Below are 17,076 nucleotides of genomic sequence, written 5' to 3' on the forward strand. Positions count from 1 at the left end.
AACCGGCAGCCTCATCGATAATTCGACGATTGTGACAATCAGTGCGCGGGAACGACAGCGTTGCCCTGAGCGGCGAGCGCCGCGAGATCCGCCGGCTTCAGCTCGACGGATTCGCCACAGCCGCAGGCAGACGTCTGGTTCGGATTGGTAAAGGTAAAACCGGACCGCAACGTCGTGCTCTCGAAGCCCATTTCCGTGCCGAGGAGGTAGAGCACGGCTGATGGCTCGACCCAGACCTTGGCGCCATCGCGCTCGATCAGGTCGTCCTTCGCATTCGGATCGGTCACGAGGTCGATGGTATACTCCATCCCCGCGCAGCCACCCTTCTTGATCCCGACTCGAATGCCCTTGGCCTCCGGCCCAGAGTTTTCGATGATAGCCTTCACGCGGTTCGCGGCGGCTTCCGTCATGCTCATGATTGCAAAGCCCATCGGCCTCTTCTCCTTCCGCGCACGGATTAAAGGTCCGGCGTTTCACGATTCAAATGTAGTGCCAGCAGCTTAACCGATCAATACCAACCGGACCGCATGATCTGATACCGAAAAGTCTGCGACTTTTCGGTATCATGCTCAGTACCAACCGACGGCGACCTGCGCCTCTTCCGACATGCGGTCCGGCGTCCACGGTGGATCGAAGGTCATTTCCACCTCGACGCCGGACACGCCCTCGACCGCGCCGACGGCATTCTCGACCCAGCCCGGCATCTCGCCGGCGACCGGGCAGCCCGGCGCCGTCAGCGTCATCATGATCTTCACCATGCGGTCGTCTTCGATATCGATCTTGTAGACCAGCCCGAGCTCGAAGATGTCGGCCGGAATTTCAGGATCATAGACTGTCTTGAGCGCCGAGATCACATCGTCGCTGAGACGCGCCAGTTCATCGGCCGGAATGCTGGAATGCACGATGCCTTCGCGCACGTCGATCTTCTGTTCGCTTTCGTCCAGGCTCATATGGACACTCCTTAGGCAAAGAACTTGCGCGCATATTCCAGCGCATCGGCCAAGGCATCGACCTCGGCCCGCGTATTATACATCCCGAACGACGCGCGGCATGTGGAGGTGACACCGAAGCGTTTCAAGAGGGGCATGGCGCAATGGGTGCCTGCGCGAACCGCAACGCCCTGACGGTCGATCACCATCGACACGTCATGCGCGTGCAGACCGGCCAACTCGAAGGAGAAGATACCGCCCTTGCCCGGCGCCGTGCCGAACACTCGCAACGAATTGACCGCTTGCAATCGCTCTGCGGCATAGGCAGCGAGATCTGCCTCATGGCGCGCGATCGCCTCGCGGCCGACCTTCTCCATGTAATCGAGCGCATAGCCGAGCCCGATCGCTTGGACGATCGGTGGCGTCCCGGCTTCAAAGCGATGCGGCGGATCGTTGTAGGTCACGGCATCCTCCGTCACCTCGAAGATCATCTCACCGCCGCCTTGGAAGGGCCGCATCTCGCGCAGCCGATCCTTCTTGCCATAGAGCACGCCGATGCCCGACGGCCCATAGAGCTTGTGACCGGTCATCACATACCAGTCGCAATCGATGTCCTGCACGTCGACGGGCATATGCACGGCGCCCTGCGAGCCGTCAACCAGCACAGGGATACCGCGCTCATGCGCGATACGGCAGATTTCCTTGACCGGAACCACTGTGCCGAGCGCATTCGACATATGCGTGATCGCGACGAGCTTCGTCCGTTCCGTCAAGCTCTTTTCGAAATCCTCGATGTGGAAAGCACCCTCGTCGTCGACGGGTACCCAGACCAGCTTGGCGCCCTGCCGCTCGCGGATGAAATGCCACGGCACGATGTTGGAGTGATGCTCCATGATCGAGATGACGATCTCGTCGCCCTCGCCGAGCTTTGGCATGCCCCAGCCATAGGCGACGGTGTTGATCGCTTCGGTCGAAGACTTCGTGAAGATGATGTCGTTGACATCAGGCGCATTCAGGAAGCGCCTGACCTTCTCGCGGGCGCCCTCATAGGCATCGGTTGCTGCATTCGAGAGGAAATGCAGACCACGGTGAACGTTCGCATACTCGTTCGAATAGGCATACGAAATCGCATCAATCACCGCCTGCGGCTTCTGAGCGGAAGCGCCGTTGTCGAGATAGACCAGCGGCTTGCCATAGACTTCCCGCGCAAGGATCGGGAAATCCTTGCGAATGGCTTCGACGTCGTATGCTGTGGCCGGAACTATCTTGTCCATGACGCTATCCGATCAGGCGTGCTTCTCGAGCCAGGCCGAGATGACGCCTTCCAGCGATTCGACCAGGGCTTCGTCTTCCAGTTCTTCGACGATCTCGGCAACGAAGGCGTTGACGAGCATGGCGCGTGCCTTTGCCCGGGGAATGCCGCGCGCCATCATGTAGTACAGATGATTGTCGTCGATGTCCGCAACGGTGGCGCCGTGACCGCACTGAACGTCGTCAGCGAAGATCTCAAGTTCCGGCTTTACCGAAAATTCGGCGTCGTCGGACATCAGAAGCGTGTTGCAGGCCATCTTCGCGTCGGTCTTCTGCGCATCGGGGGCGACACGGATCATGCCCTGGAAGACACCCTTCGCGCGGTCGAAGACGACGTTGCGGATCACTTCGGTGGAACCAGTATGCGGGACGTTATGGCCGAGCACCATCGTCACGTCGGTATGCGTCTCAGCACCAAGCAGATTGATGCCACGCAGCGTCAGATCGGCGCCCTCGCCCGTCACCTTGATGTGCAGTTCCTGGCGAACCAGCTTGCCGCCGGCATTGATGACGAAAAGCTTCAGCTTGGCATCGGCGCCAAGATCAACGCGGATCTGGCCGAGGTGCGTATCGTCTGCACCCTGCTGCTGGATGATGATCCAGGTAAGCTCCGTGCCCTCTCCGACCGTGATGTCGCTGACGTGCGACACAAAAGCCGCATCCGACGTCACTCCGAGGTGACGTTCGATGACGGTTGCCTTGACGTTGGCGCCGAAGTTGACGGGCAGGCGCGTATGCGTCTGGCCGCCAGCGTGAACGAACTGGATCTCAAGCGGTGCTTCAAGCTCGGTTTCGGCTGCTACGTCAATGACATAGCCATCGCGAACGAAGCTGCCATTGATGCGGCCGATTGCGTCGTCGTTGCCGAGTGCGCCGAGGCTGGTTGCAGCTGTGCCGCTCGAGAGCAGAGCCGCGTAGTCGGAAATATCGAGGCCATCGACCGAAGCCCTGAGATCGGGAGCGCCCTGAATAACCGACAGAACCGAGGACTCTTCGACCAGCGGGTCGCGTGCTTCGGAGCCGGCGTCGCCAGCCTGGTCCGGAATGGCGCGCAGCAGGGTCTTGAGATCGGTATAGTGCCAGGCCTCGATGCGGCGCGTCGGCAAACCCGCCTTCTTCAGGTCGTCAAGCAGCCTGTCCCGAATGGCGATGACCGAACCGTCGCCCGGCAGTTCGCCGATCTGGTTGTTGAAAGCCTCGATGAGCGCCGCTTCCGCGGCGGTCTGGCGGCTCGTCGTCTGCATGTTCATGAGACTCGTCCTTTCCGCCTCGATCAGGCTACCGCCCCGATGATGTCGGCGTAGCCATTGGCTTCCAACTCATGCGCCAGCGTCTTGTCACCCGACTTGATCACCTGGCCCTTGTAGAGAACGTGAACGGTATCCGGAACGATGTAGTCGAGCAGGCGCTGGTAGTGCGTGATGACGACGACAGCGCGATCCGGCGAACGCAGCGCGTTGACGCCATCGGCAACGATCTTCAGCGCGTCAATGTCGAGACCGGAGTCGGTTTCGTCGAGGACGCAAAGCTGCGGCTGCAGCAGCGCCATCTGCAGGATTTCGGCGCGCTTCTTCTCACCGCCGGAGAAGCCGACATTCAGCGGGCGCTTCAGCATTTCGGTGTTGATCTGGAGCTTGCCGGCTGCGTCCTTGACGAGGCGCATGAAGTCAGGTGTCTTCAGCTCTTCTTCGCCGCGCGCCTTACGCTGTTCGTTCATCGCAACCTTCAGGAACTGCATCGTGGCAACGCCCGGAATTTCGACCGGATACTGGAAAGCCAGGAAGATGCCCTTGGCAGCGCGCTCGGCGGCGTCGAGTTCCAGGATGCTTTCGCCGTTGTAAAGGATGTCACCTTCGGTGACTTCATAGTCTTCGCGGCCCGACAGGACGTAGGAGAGCGTCGACTTGCCGGAGCCGTTCGGGCCCATGATGGCGGCGACTTCGCCAGCCTTAACGGTAAGGTTCAGGCCGCGGATGATCTCGGTGCCGTCTTCGGCGATGCGGGCGTGCAGGTTCTTAATTTCAAGCATGGTTTTGTCCCATAAAAAGCAATCGGAGAAAGGCGCGATCCACGCGCCCTCGCGCATTCATGTCATGTTGCGTCAGCCGACGCTGCCTTCGAGCGAGATGCTGATAAGCTTCTGCGCCTCGACGGCGAATTCCATCGGCAGCTCCTGCAAGACTTCCTTGACGAAGCCGTTGACGATCAGGGCGATCGCCGCTTCCTCCGGAATGCCGCGCTGCAGGCAGTAGAAGAGCTGGTCTTCCGAGATCTTCGAGGTGGTTGCCTCGTGTTCGAACTGCGCCGTGGAGTTCTTTGCCTCGATATACGGAACCGTATGGGCGCCGCACTTGTCGCCGATCAGCAGCGAATCGCACTGCGTGAAGTTGCGCGCGTTGCTCGCCTTCCTGTGCGCCGATACCTGGCCGCGATAGGTGTTCTGCGACACGCCGGCCGCGATACCCTTGGAGATGATGCGGCTCGAGGTGTTCTTGCCGAGATGGATCATCTTGGTACCGCTATCGACCTGCTGATGACCGTTCGAGACGGCGATCGAATAGAACTCGCCGCGGCTATCGTCGCCGCGCAGGATGCAGGACGGATACTTCCAGGTGATCGCGGAGCCGGTTTCGACCTGCGTCCAGGAGATCTTCGAGCGGTCGCCACGGCAATCGCCGCGCTTGGTGACGAAGTTGTAGATACCGCCCTTGCCCTGGGCATCGCCCGGATACCAGTTCTGAACCGTCGAGTACTTGATCTCCGCATCATCGAGCGCAACGAGCTCGACGACGGCGGCATGCAACTGATTTTCGTCGCGCTGCGGCGCGGTGCAACCTTCGAGGTAAGACACGTATGCACCTTCCTCAGCGATGATCAGCGTGCGCTCGAACTGGCCGGTGTTCTTTTCGTTGATGCGGAAGTAGGTGGACAGTTCCATCGGGCAACGAACGCCCTTCGGGACAAACACAAACGAGCCATCGGTGAAGACGGCGGAGTTCAGGGTCGCATAGTAATTGTCGGACGTGGGAACGACGGAGCCAAGGTACTTCTGCACCAGTTCCGGATGCTCGCGGATGGCTTCCGAGATCGACATGAAGATCACGCCGGCTTTCTTCAGCTCTTCCTTGAAGGTCGTAACGACGGAGACGGAGTCAAAAACGGCATCGACCGCGATCTTCGGCTTCTCGACACCCGCCAGGATTTCCTGCTCCTTTAGCGGAATGCCAAGCTTTTCGTAGACCTTGAGGATCTCCGGATCGACCTCATCAAGCGACTTCGGACCAGGCGTGCTTTTCGGCGCGGCGTAGTAGTAGATGTCGTTGAAATCGATCTTCGGATAATCGACGCGCGCCCAGGTCGGTTCTTCGAGTGTCAGCCAGCGCTTGTAGGCCTCCAGCCGCCATTCGAGCATCCATTCCGGCTCCTGCTTCTTGGCGGAGATGAAACGGATGATGTCTTCGGACAGGCCCTTGGGCGCCTTGTCCATTTCGATGATGGTCTCGAAACCGTATTTGTACTGATCAACGTCAATCTGGCGGACGCGATCAACCGTTTCCTGGACGGCGGGCATGTCATTCTCCAATCTCGCCGGAGAAAAGGTCCGGCAGCTTGTCGTTCGGGCAGTATCCTTTGCCCCGTATGTAGGTGGCCAAAAGGGACTTTTCAGCCCGAATGGCAAGCGGAAAATTGCGTTTCCGCAAATTTATGAAGCGGTCACGCCGCCTCCCCGGCCGGCTTGCGCCGAGCGGATATTTTCGCAAAGACGGAAATCGCCTTGTCGATCTCTTCTTCGGTCGTGGCAAAGCCCAACGAAATGCGCAAAGCACCGAGCTTGGGATCACGCCCCATGGCAACGAGAACATGGCTCTCGCCGACCTTGCCGGACGAGCACGCAGACCCTGCAGAGAGCGCGACACCTTCGAGATCGAAGGCGATCTGGCCAGTTTCGGCCTTCAGCCCCGGAAGCGTGAAGAAAGTCGTGTTCGAAACGCGTTGGCCCTCGGAGCCGTAGATGACGACGTCGGGCGCCGCGCCGCGCATTCCGGTTTCCAGTCGATCGCGCAGCGCCGAAATGGCCTCGGTGCGCGTCTCAAGTTCCGCGACAGCAGCCTCGGCCGCAGCACCGAAACCGATCACCGCAAGCGAATTCTCTGTCCCAGAACGGTGACCTTTCTCCTGCCCACCGCCATGGATCAGCGGCCGTGGCATCAACACTTCGCCGCGCGTGACAAGCGCACCCGCACCTTTTGGACCGCCGATCTTGTGCGATGACACGATCATGAAATCGGCGGCGAGTGCGTTGATATCCAATTTCAAGCGCCCTGCCGCCTGTACGGCATCGACAACGAGCAGACCGCCATAGGCCTGTACGATCTTCGCGACTTCGGCCATTGGCTGAACAATGCCGGTCTCGTTGTTAACAAGCATGACCGCGATCATCGGCAATCCGGTCGACTTGTCGTGAGCCGCAAGCAGGGTGCCAAGCGCATCAAGATCGACAACGCCAGCCTCGGTAACCGGAATCTCTGTCGTCTGTTCCTTCGGGAACCGGCCTCCTTCGCGCACCGCGGGATGCTCGACCGCCGAATAGTAAAGCCGGCTGACTGTAAGCGGCGTCCGACCCATCTTGAAATCTGGCGTCAGCACCATGTTGGCTGCTTCCGTGGCGCCACTGGTAAAGATCACATGCGCGGGATCAGCACCCGCAAGCGCCGCCACCTGCCGACGTGCCTGCTCGATTGCAGCTCGCACAGCGCGGCCTTCGCCATGCACCGAGTTCGGGTTGCCGAACAGGTCCATCGCGCGCAGAATCGCGTGGCGCGCATGCGGATGCAGCGGCGAAGTCGCGTTCCAATCGAGATAAAGGCGTGGCGGCGCCATGATCTTTCGTCCTGCGCTAAATCCTTGCTAGGCGGCTCGGCTCATTTTCCTTGAAATTTCGGCCGGGCTTGCCTTATGACACATCCCACAATGCGTGGAGCGCCATGCAAGTTTCGAATTGTTCTAAACTGCGTTTTAGAAAAGCTGACAACATTCGTCAAGTCTGCGCAGCGCGAACGCGAAGAAATAAAACGCCGGAGTACCGATGCCCGAAGTCATTTTCAACGGCCCCGCAGGCCGCCTTGAAGGCCGCTACCAGCCCTCCAAGGAAAAGAGCGCGCCGATTGCCCTCATTCTGCACCCGCACCCCCAGTTCGGCGGCACGATGAACAACCAGATCGTCTACCAGCTCTTCTACATGTTCCAGAAGCGCGGGTTCACGACATTGCGCTTCAACTTCCGAGGGATCGGCCGGAGCCAGGGTGAGTTCGATCATGGCGCGGGCGAGCTTTCGGACGCCGCATCGGCGCTCGACTGGGTCCAGAGCCTGCATCCTGATTCGAAGACTTGCTGGGTTGCCGGCTATTCCTTCGGCTCGTGGATCGGCATGCAGCTCCTGATGCGCCGCCCGGAGATCGAAGGTTTCATGTCGATCGCGCCACAGCCGAACACCTATGACTTCTCCTTCCTCGCGCCCTGCCCGTCTTCCGGCCTGATCATCAACGGCGAAGCCGACAAGGTCGCGCCCGAGAAGGACGTCAACGGCCTCGTCGAGAAGCTGAAGACGCAGAAGGGTATCCTGATCACCCACCGCACGGTGCCGGGCGCCAACCACTTCTTTAACGGCCAGGTCGAGACCTTGATGAGCGAATGCGAGGATTACCTCGATCGCCGCCTGAATGGCGAACTGGTGCCAGAGCCGGCTGCCAAGCGCATCCGCTAGTCACCTGGAACCAAAGTAAGCTTCATTTTGTTCTGCTTCTGTCACAAGAGCAGGAGTTTGATCGATGGTTGGCAGGCAGGCGGACCTCGTCGTTCTGAGCGACGCGGATAGAAATTTCCTCGAATCTCAGGTGCGCCGGCATAAAGCGCCACGCTCCTTGTCGGATCGATGCCGGATGGTCTTGCTGTGCGCGCAGGGTTTGCAAAGCAAGGACGTTGCCGAACGCCTGGGTGTTCACGAGCACACTGTTGGCAAGTGCCGCCGCCGGTTCGTACAGGATGGTATTGAAGGGCTGACAGATGAATATCGTGCCGGTCGACCGCGAACTGTCTCCGATGCCCAGGTTGCTCAGGTCGTCGAGCGTACGTTGAACGCCACTCCCAAGGATGCCACGCACTGGTCCATCCGTTCGATGGCAGCCGACAGCGGCCTTTCGCATACCACCATCCGTCGGATCTGGACCGCATTTGGCCTGCAGCCGCATCGTGCTGAGACATTCAAACTTTCCTCTGATCCGCTCTTCGTCGATAAGGTGCAGGACATCGTCGGCCTTTATATGTCGCCACCGGACCGGGCGATCGTGCTATGCGTGGATGAGAAATCGCAAATCCAGGCATTGGATCGCGAGCAGCCTGTGCTGCCGATGGCGCCGGGCGTTGCCGAACGGCGCACTCATACCTATGTCCGCAACGGCACGACATCGCTGTTCGCAGCGCTCGACATTGCCACTGGGGCGGTGATCGGTCATTGCTACAAGCGTCACCGGGCCACTGAATTCCTCGACTTCCTGAAGCGGATCGACGCCGAAATGCCGAACGGGCCGGACGTGCATCTGGTGATGGACAACTATGCGACCCACAAGACGCCGAGGATCAAGGCTTGGCTCGCGCGCCGCCCACACTGGCATGTTCACTTCACGCCAACGTCGGCATCCTGGATCAATCAGGTCGAGCGGTGGTTCGCAGAGCTGACGCGAAAGCAGTTGCAGCGCGGCGTACACCGTTCCACTGCAGAATTGGAAGCCGACATCGACGCCTTCATCGAAACCCACAACGAAAACCCCGCCCCATACAGGTGGGTCAAATCCGCCGACCAAATCCTCGCGTCGGTCAAGCGCTTCTGCCAAAAGACAATGAACCGAACTTCAGATTCAGGTGACTAGGCCGAGCGTATCCCGGCGGTCAGTTCGAACGTCGGGCAGGACAATCCGTCAATGATGATCGGCATGCGGCTTCGCATGCCGATTTTCGTTAGCACATGCTGTGATGCGGTATTGTCCGGATGCGTGAAGGCGATGAACTGCGGCGCGAAGTTCTGTCCGAAAAACCAGTCCGCCAGCCCGTTCGCAATCTCCGTCGCATAGCCCTGGCCCCATTCGCGGTGCCGAAGCGAGTAACCGAGTTCGAAATCCTGCCTGTCACCGCCGAACAGTGAGAAACCGGCGCGGCCGATGAAGCGACCATCCTCACGACTGAGGATTTTGTATTTCGTTGTTCCCTCCCGCGCCTGCTCACCAAACCAGTTGCGCAGCCGCTCCTCGGCCTTCTCCTGCGACCATGGCGCCGCACCAGAGAGATATCGCGTCGTCTCGATCGTCGAGTGAAGCTCCTGGATCAAGCCAGCATCGTCAGGTTCCCACATGACTGCGACCAGGCGCGGCGTCTCCAGAATCACCTGGCGCGTCACGGCTTCACCACGACACCGCCGCTGACCGGAGCGCGCACACCGGTCGTGCCGGGAAACGTCAATGGCAAGCCGTCCAACGACCTCACCGCGAGGTAGGCCCAGGCCTCGGCCTCCATTGAATCGCCGTTGAACCCCGCCAGTTCTGCGGCTATCACCTCGGCGCCCTGGCGATGGGCGATATCTTTCAAATCCTGCATCAGCACGCGATTGAGCCTGCCACCACCGCAGACGACATAGAGGGTCGGCGCCACCGGCAAGTGACCGGCGGACTTGATGATCGAGGCGGCCGCGACATAGGCGAGCGTGCGAGCGCCGTCGGCAAGCTCTGCGTCTGCACCCGATGGCGGCGGAAAGTCGTTGCGGTCGAGCGATCGCCGCTTCTCCCCGGCAAAAAACGGGCTGTTCAAGTAGCGATCTGCCAGTTCCGCGATGATCCGCCCCTCCGAGGCGATCATGCCCCCCTGATCGAACGGTACACCCGCATGGGTCTCGACCCACTGGTCGATCAGTGTATTGCCTGGCCCGCTATCATAGCCGACGAGCACGCCGTCTGCGCCGATATAGGTCAGGTTGGAGATCCCACCGATATTGACGAAGCAGACTGGCAAGGTCGCATCAGGCACGTTGGCGGCGAGCGCTGCATGATAGATAGGTACCAGCGGTGCGCCCTGGCCGCCGTGAACCATGTCGTTGGCGCGGAGGTCGTAGGCGACCGGTATCCCTGTCTCCTGCGCCAGGAGCGCCCCATCGCCGATCTGGACGGTCAGTGCCTCATCCGGCCGGTGCAGCACTGTCTGCCCATGAAAGCCGATGACGTCGATCGTGGCCGCGTCGATCGCGTTCGCGGCGAGAAATTCCCTAACGGCAACTGCATGACGTAACGTCAGTTCGCGCTCGATCGACGCCAGATCGTCCGGCCGTTGCGCACGTTGCGTAATGGCCTTTGCCTGTTCCAGCGCGAGCTTCAATCGATCGCGGAAGGTTGGCTCATAGGGAACTCCGAGAGAGGGCCCGCGCTCGACGACGGCGCGGCCATCGGTACGCAGCAGCGCCACATCGATGCCATCCATCGATGTTCCGCTCATCAAGCCGATCGCGGTCCTGATCTTCTCCATGACGCCTCGCTGGAAGATTTCTGCAAAATGGTGACTGTTCGGCAAAACAGTGCTAAACGCGCCGCGTCACTTCAACAATAGACAATCCGAAAATCCGCATCTGAGAGCAAAAGGTCATGTCCGAGTTCAAATCCGATTTCCTCCGAACGCTGAAAGAGCGCGGCTTCATTCATCAGATCTCCGATGAATCCGGCCTCGACGAACTCTTCGCCAAGGAAACGGTAACGGCCTATATCGGCTTCGACCCGACTGCGCCGAGCCTGCATGCGGGTTCGCTGATCCAGATCATGATGCTGCACTGGATGCAGGCGACCGGCCATCGCGCCATATCGCTGATGGGTGGCGGTACCGGCATGGTCGGTGACCCTTCGTTCAAGGACGAAGCACGCCAGTTGATGACGATTGACACCATTGAGAGCAACATTGCTTCGATCAAGCGGGTCTTCTCCAATTACCTGACCTACGGCGAAGGCCCTAAGGATGCATTGATGATCAACAACGCCGAGTGGCTGCGTTCGATCAACTACCTGGAGTTTTTGCGGGACGTCGGCCGGCATTTCTCAGTCAACCGGATGTTGTCCTTCGACAGCGTCAAAACGCGGCTTGACCGCGAGCAGTCGCTGTCGTTCCTCGAATTCAACTACATGATCCTGCAGGCCTACGACTTCGTCGAGCTTGCCAAGCGCTATGATTGCCGTCTGCAAATGGGTGGTTCGGACCAGTGGGGCAATATCGTCAACGGCATCGACCTCGGTCACCGCATGGGGACGAAACAGCTCTACGCGCTGACCTCGCCGCTGCTGACGACCGCTTCTGGTGCCAAGATGGGCAAGTCTGCGACCGGCGCTGTCTGGCTCAACTCCGATATGCTGTCTGCCTACGACTTCTGGCAGTACTGGCGCAATACGGAAGACGCCGACGTCTCGCGCTTCCTGAAGCTCTACACAACGCTGCCGATGGACGAAGTTGCACGCCTCTCGGCGCTTGCCGGTTCCGAGATCAATGAAGTCAAGAAGATACTGGCGACGGAGGTCACGGCGATCCTGCATGGCCGCGCGGCGGCCGAACAGGCAGCCGAAACCGCCCGCAAGACCTTTGAGGAAGGCGGTCTTGCCGAGAACCTTCCGTCGGTCGACGTCCCGGCTGCCGAGCTCGACGGCGGCATTGGCCTTCTGTCGCTGATCGTCCGCGCCGGCCTGGCAGCCTCAAACGGCGAGGCACGCCGGCACGTTCAGGGCGGTGCCGTACGCATCAACGACCAGGCCGTCAGCGACGAGCGCAAGATCATTGGCAGCGGCGAGATCACTGCCGATGGCGTCATCAAGCTCTCGCTCGGCAAGAAGAAGCACATCCTGATCCGTCGCGCTGCCTAAGCGCGGTCGAGATCTCAAGCGGAAAGCCGGCCTCGCGCCGGCTTTTTTGTGCCTATTGAAACTCGAAAATGTTCCGGAAGACACCGGGCGCGATGATCGACAACGGATTGATGATCATGTCGGGCGATTCCAATTTTCCTGTCAGCTTGAACGTGATGCCGATCAGGCCGCGGTCCGTGCCATTGCCGAGGATGATGCCGATCAGAGGCAATTCGGCAAAGAGCCGATTCAGGCCGTAGGCAGGCATGAAGGTGCCTGTCATGTCCATATTGCCGCGTTGGTCGCGCAGCATGCCTTGGAACACCGCGCCGACCTGATCGCCACGCACGACGCCGTTCTCGATGCTGATCACGCCGTTCCTCGAAACGATCCGTGCAAAGCCGCGCTGGAAGCGTTGTGCCGAGGTGTCGATGTTCCGCTTGACCGCAGAGTTCAGGCTTCGTTGCTCCTGACCGACCGGCGTCGAAACGATCGAGTGCAGACGCTGCTCGTTGACGAGAGAGAAGCGCCTGATGTCGATCGAGCCATCCCAATTGTCACCCGCCCCGAGGCGAATCTGTAGGTTGAGCAGACCGCTCATCATGTGCTGATAGAGATCGGCAAAGCGCGAGACGGAGCCCGCGTCGCCGCTGGTCACATTAATGACGCCATTGCTCTTCGTCTGGGCTACGAACGCCTCGCCGCTGTCGGTGACGCCGGTAAAATTCAGCGACTGCAGCCTGCCGTCCGCAGACACGTAAAGCATGTCGACATTTCGCATCTTCTCGTCATTGAAACCGACGATGCGACCGAGCTTGGCTCGGACGGATACGCTGCCGTTGCGATCGGGATTGTCGCCTCCGCCGCCGGACTTCAGTCTGGCGATGATCGGGCGAGCATCGGCGCTATTGCCTGACACAGAGAGATCAAGCCCTCCCTTGCCGCGCTTCACCGACACGGCAAAGTCGTCCAGCGAAGACAGTTTGACACTGTCGAAATCCGCCTTCACAAGGCTGCCCTTGCCGATGACAAGCGAGCCGTTTGCTCCGAATCCGTCCCCCTTGAGGACGAAATTCTTCAACTCCGTGTTGTCGGCCGGGCCTGAGGATTCGAACGTGGCGGTCGCGCCGATACCGCTACCTTTTGCCCAGCCGATCCATGGGAGAGACAGCCGGGCCCTTCCAAGGTCGACGGTGACCGCCTGCCGGTCCTTATCGATACGGTTGAGCTCGACGTCGATGCTCCCATCGATGATCTCGTTGAGACCGGGCAACACCTTTTCCCGCTGGTCGTTGTTGAGGGTAGCGGTGATGGTCTGCTGCGGTTGAACGTCGGAAGATTTATCCGTTGGCTCGACAAGCTCGATACCGGCGGGAATGCCGTCGATCAGGCCCTTTCCGTCGAGGGTTACCTGCTTCGGATCCGCGTTCAGCACCCCGTTGAGATCAGTGATCTTACGGCCGGACATCGGCTTGGCGACATCGAGATCCTGTAGCTGTAGCACCGCTTTCCATTCGGCCGGCGGAGGATTCTGCGACGAGATCAGCCCGAGCCGGGCCTGCACTTTTGCCGACACCTTGCCCTTGAAATCTTCGGGCACAAAGCCCGCGCGCTGTAATACTTGGATGGGCTTATAGGTCAGCAATTCGCCGACCGCGTCCGCCGCGCCGGAGATGGGAAGATCGAGTTCGGCCATGAGCGGCTTGTCGTAAGTCGACGGCAGGACAAAGGTCCCCTCGCCGACGGTCACCGATCGTCCCGAGGGAAAGAACGCCGTTCCTCCCTTGATCGAAATTGTCGCGCGCGGACCACTCAGATCAAAGTGGGCATCCGTATCGCGGATCGGCGGGATATCGCCGGCCACGTTCATCCGTGTATCGGCGATGTCGAACGCAATGCGGATCTGGTTCGCATCGAGTTTCAGACCCTTGCCAACGGCTTCGTCCAGGCGTCCAAACGGAATGAAGACAGAGATCGATGCGTCGGTAACTGTCCCCCCGAAGAGGTTGTGTTGAACCCACTCGCGGCCCTTCGACGCCATCCAAAAAGGCCACAGCTGTTTGACTGCCGTCGTTTGCAGCTGCTCCGACTGACCGGCAAAGCTGATCTCAGGTGAAACATCGCCGAAGCGGACATGCAGTGAGCCGAAGAGGCCGCCAGCCGGGCTCGAAACCCGCATGTTCTCGAATTGCAGCTCACGACCGGCAACGAGGTATCGGCCGGTTGCCTGGATATCGAAGGCGAGCGGTTGCTCGCCTGACGCAACTGGCGCTGCCGTACCGCCGCTGACAAGCAGGTCGATTCCGAAGCCCTTTCCGGCTAAGGCATCGATCTTGTCCAGATCGATAAGCGCACCGGTAACCGGTACGGAGGTTGCGCCGAACTGAACGCGGGATTTCGCGATCTCGAGCGTTTGCTTGGAAAAATCATAAGCAAGGTTGATGCGACCACCGCTCAACTCCTGCTCGTCGCCGTCCATATAGAAGTGCCCCGGCTTCAGCTCGATTGAGGCACCGAGCGCAGGTGACGCTTGGTCGCCCGTACGAACTGCAGAGATCGCCAAGTCACCAAAGCCGTCGATGCCTTGCCGGATTTGACCCTGGACATTCCGCTTGAGCGTGAACGGCCCTAGGTCGACGCCGACCACCTGCCCTGTCAACTTCGAAGTGCGTCCTCCGGCACTTTCCGTGACGACGCCGAATGTTGCCGGCTTACCATTAATCGCGACCTCGCCATCCAGCGCCAGCGCGCCCTGGCGTGTCCTCGAGAAGGCCAGACTGTCAACGACGATGGAGAGCGGACCGTTTGCCGTATCGGCCAGCTTGATGTCGATGCCCGAGAGCTTCACCGACCGCGTTCCCCCACGCTCCACGAAGCTGTCGATCATGTCGAGCTGGGCAAATGCAGCGCCCATCGCAGCCGGGATTTCGTCGATCCTGACATCATCAAGCTTGAGCGGTTTCCCTGACGGCAGCAGGGCTGTATCGAGCGCGATATCTTCCGCCTCGATCTGCGCAATCGCTATGCGACCGCGAAAGAGTTGCAGCGGGTCGAGCGCTATGCGCATAGCATGCGTCGTCGAAAGGTGCTGTCCGCTCTCCTCATCGATCATGTTGACGTCGCGCGCCTCGAGGGCAAGGCGCATATTCGATGTGAAGCGGATGACCGTAGAACCGACCTCGGCCCGATAGCGCGGCCCGATGGCTGAGTTGAGCGCAGCCTTCGCCTGCCGCGACAGCGGCGCGTCAAACATGCCGCTTTCCACTGTGAAGACAATTGCTGCGAGCACGAACAGAATGACGGCAATGCAGCCGCCCGTAGCACCGGCAGTTCTGCGCATGCGCGAACGCGTTGGCGGGCAGCTGACGATGATGGGATCTTCGGCCTGCGCCGAGGGAAGCTCATGCAGTGCGACGATATCTTTCTTGCGGAATGTAATTTTCTCGCCGCGGATCGCCGACATGCGCCTCGCCTAACGCCTCAATTTGTGGTCTGGACCAGACTGGCTGGACGAATATTCGTTCAGTATATATCTGGCAAATCACCTGTTATCCATAAACTCGGCAAAAGAAAGGTCTCTCCATGGCGGATATCAGCATCGGCACCGCGGCGCCCGACTTCGATCTTCCGCGTGACGGTGGAGGCCGCGTCTCGCTTGGTGATTTCCGCGGCAAACCATTGGTGATTTTCTTCTATCCCAAGGATGACACATCGGGCTGCACGGCGGAATCACTTGCTTTCACGGCGCTGGCCGATGAGTTCGAGAAGGCTGGTGCCGCCGTCATCGGTATGTCTCCTGATTCCGTGAAATGCCATGATCGCTTCATCAAGAAGCACAACCTTTCGGTCGTCTTGGCGTCAGATGAAGAGAAGACGACGCTCGCGGCCTACGGCGTGTGGAAGCAGAAGAGCATGTATGGCCGCAATTTCATGGGCGTGGAGCGCACAACTTTTCTCGTGCGCGAGGACGGGACAATCGGGACGATCTGGCAGAAGGTGAAGGTGCCCGGCCACGCTGAAATCGTGCTGGCCGCAGTGCAGAACCTGTCTCGATGACGCCTCGGTCCAACATCACATCCTTGCGTGGCGGAGCGATCGATGCGATCCGCGCGACAGATCTCGATGAGAAGACCACGCTTGCCCAGGAAACCGCCACACGTTGGTTCGGTCGTACGCTGTCACTGCGTTCGCCGCTCGACGCGCCGCTGCCCGAGAGGCCAGGCCGTCCGGACAAGCCAGACCTGATACCACCGACGCAGGTCGAAAAACGCTCCCTGCATACCGTCAAGGGACGCATCGCACTGCTGCATGCGATCGCACACATCGAGCTGAACGCAGTCGACCTGGCGCTTGATATCGTTGCGCGATTCGCCACCGAACCTGTCCCTAATTCCTTCTTCGATGGATGGATGCAGGTTGCCTTCGAGGAAGCGAAGCATTTCCATATGGTGCGCGCCCGCCTGAATGACCTCGACGCGGACTATGGTGACCTGCCCGCCCACGACGGTCTGTGGCAGGCGGCCCACTCGACGAGGAATGACCTGACGGCCCGCCTCGCCGTTGTCCCACTCATACTTGAGGCGCGTGGGCTCGACGTCACGCCATCGCTACAGGCCAAGATGCGCGAGACCGGCGATCTTGAGAGCGCGGCCGTGCTCGATGTCATTTACAACGACGAGAAAGGTCACGTTGCGATCGGCGCCAAATGGTTCCGCTTCCTCTGCGCCCGCGAAAGGCGTGATCCCGCACGGGCATTCCACGAACTCGTGCGTGCCAATTTTCGCGGTCCGTTGAAGCCTCCCTTCAACGACATCGCAAGGGCCGAAGCGGGCCTGACGCCGACCTTCTACCGGTCGCTGACATCGACCAGTAACGCCTGATCTCATAGCGACAGCCATGCTGACCTAATTAAATATTAA

The 17,076-nt window shown here is 59.9% G+C and carries 15 protein-coding genes; 5 read left to right on the plus strand and 10 right to left on the minus strand.

Annotated features, from left to right (window positions below; all coding sequences use genetic code 11):
- Nucleotides 1-38: 38 nt before the first annotated feature.
- From sufA to NBG89_RS07775, 7 genes are all read right to left on the minus strand, one after another.
- Nucleotides 39-431 (minus strand): Fe-S cluster assembly scaffold SufA, encoded by a 393-nt coding sequence (gene sufA / locus NBG89_RS07745; protein ID WP_431322330.1) that lies wholly within the window; start codon nt 429-431, stop codon nt 39-41.
- Nucleotides 432-569: 138 nt separating this feature from the next.
- On the minus strand, nt 570-950 hold the full coding sequence (locus tag NBG89_RS07750; RefSeq protein WP_018854912.1) for an SUF system Fe-S cluster assembly protein: 381 nt from the start codon (nt 948-950) through the stop codon (nt 570-572).
- An 11-nt stretch (nt 951-961) separates the two neighbouring features.
- On the minus strand, nt 962-2,203 hold the full coding sequence (locus NBG89_RS07755; protein WP_431322331.1) for a cysteine desulfurase: 1,242 nt from the start codon (nt 2,201-2,203) through the stop codon (nt 962-964).
- A 12-nt stretch (nt 2,204-2,215) separates the two neighbouring features.
- Entirely contained in the window at nt 2,216-3,490 is a 1,275-nt protein-coding gene (sufD, locus tag NBG89_RS07760) for a Fe-S cluster assembly protein SufD (RefSeq protein WP_431322332.1), read from the minus strand.
- Between the two features lie 23 nt (nt 3,491-3,513).
- Nucleotides 3,514-4,269, minus strand: a complete 756-nt coding sequence (gene sufC, locus NBG89_RS07765) for a Fe-S cluster assembly ATPase SufC (RefSeq protein WP_431322333.1) — start codon at nt 4,267-4,269, stop codon at nt 3,514-3,516.
- A gap of 72 nt (nt 4,270-4,341) precedes the next feature.
- Nucleotides 4,342-5,811, minus strand: a complete 1,470-nt coding sequence (sufB, locus tag NBG89_RS07770) for a Fe-S cluster assembly protein SufB (RefSeq protein WP_018854908.1) — start codon at nt 5,809-5,811, stop codon at nt 4,342-4,344.
- 143 nt (nt 5,812-5,954) lie between these two features.
- Nucleotides 5,955-7,121: a cysteine desulfurase family protein gene (locus NBG89_RS07775; RefSeq protein WP_431322334.1), complete on the minus strand. Its 1,167-nt coding sequence runs from the start codon at nt 7,119-7,121 to the stop codon at nt 5,955-5,957.
- 205 nt (nt 7,122-7,326) lie between these two features.
- On the opposite strand from NBG89_RS07775, the gene NBG89_RS07780 reads away from it, so the two are divergent.
- Together NBG89_RS07780 and NBG89_RS07785 are read left to right on the plus strand one after the other, a co-directional pair.
- Complete coding sequence (locus NBG89_RS07780; RefSeq protein ID WP_007789602.1) at nt 7,327-8,004, plus strand: alpha/beta hydrolase; 678 nt, start codon at nt 7,327-7,329, stop codon at nt 8,002-8,004.
- A gap of 64 nt (nt 8,005-8,068) precedes the next feature.
- Nucleotides 8,069-9,166, plus strand: coding sequence for an IS630 family transposase (locus NBG89_RS07785; RefSeq protein ID WP_431322335.1), 1,098 nt, complete (start codon nt 8,069-8,071; stop codon nt 9,164-9,166).
- On the opposite strand, the gene NBG89_RS07790 is transcribed toward NBG89_RS07785, so the two are convergent.
- Entirely contained in the window at nt 9,163-9,645 is a 483-nt protein-coding gene (locus NBG89_RS07790) for a GNAT family N-acetyltransferase (RefSeq protein WP_431322631.1), read from the minus strand. The two genes, NBG89_RS07785 and NBG89_RS07790, sit on opposite strands and share 4 nt — an antisense overlap.
- Nucleotides 9,646-9,686: 41 nt before the next feature.
- Nucleotides 9,687-10,805, minus strand: a complete 1,119-nt coding sequence (locus NBG89_RS07795; RefSeq protein ID WP_431322336.1) for an anhydro-N-acetylmuramic acid kinase — start codon at nt 10,803-10,805, stop codon at nt 9,687-9,689.
- Nucleotides 10,806-10,921: 116 nt separating this feature from the next.
- On the opposite strand from NBG89_RS07795, the gene tyrS reads away from it, so the two are divergent.
- Nucleotides 10,922-12,178, plus strand: coding sequence for a tyrosine--tRNA ligase (gene tyrS / locus NBG89_RS07800; RefSeq protein ID WP_431322337.1), 1,257 nt, complete (start codon nt 10,922-10,924; stop codon nt 12,176-12,178).
- A 52-nt stretch (nt 12,179-12,230) separates the two neighbouring features.
- Here tyrS and NBG89_RS07805 read toward each other — a convergent pair whose 3' ends face one another.
- Nucleotides 12,231-15,620, minus strand: coding sequence for a DUF3971 domain-containing protein (locus NBG89_RS07805; protein WP_431322338.1), 3,390 nt, complete (start codon nt 15,618-15,620; stop codon nt 12,231-12,233).
- Between the two features lie 119 nt (nt 15,621-15,739).
- On the opposite strand from NBG89_RS07805, the gene NBG89_RS07810 reads away from it, so the two are divergent.
- On the plus strand, nt 15,740-16,213 hold the full coding sequence (locus tag NBG89_RS07810) for a peroxiredoxin (RefSeq protein WP_431322339.1): 474 nt from the start codon (nt 15,740-15,742) through the stop codon (nt 16,211-16,213).
- Entirely contained in the window at nt 16,210-17,037 is an 828-nt protein-coding gene (locus NBG89_RS07815; RefSeq protein ID WP_431322340.1) for a ferritin-like domain-containing protein, read from the plus strand. Before NBG89_RS07810 ends, NBG89_RS07815 begins: the two co-directional genes overlap by 4 nt.
- Nucleotides 17,038-17,076 lie beyond the last annotated feature (39 nt).

The organism is Rhizobium sp. YTU87027 (assembly GCF_050644135.1).
In the GTDB taxonomy this organism is placed as follows: Bacteria; Pseudomonadota; Alphaproteobacteria; order Rhizobiales; family Rhizobiaceae; genus Rhizobium.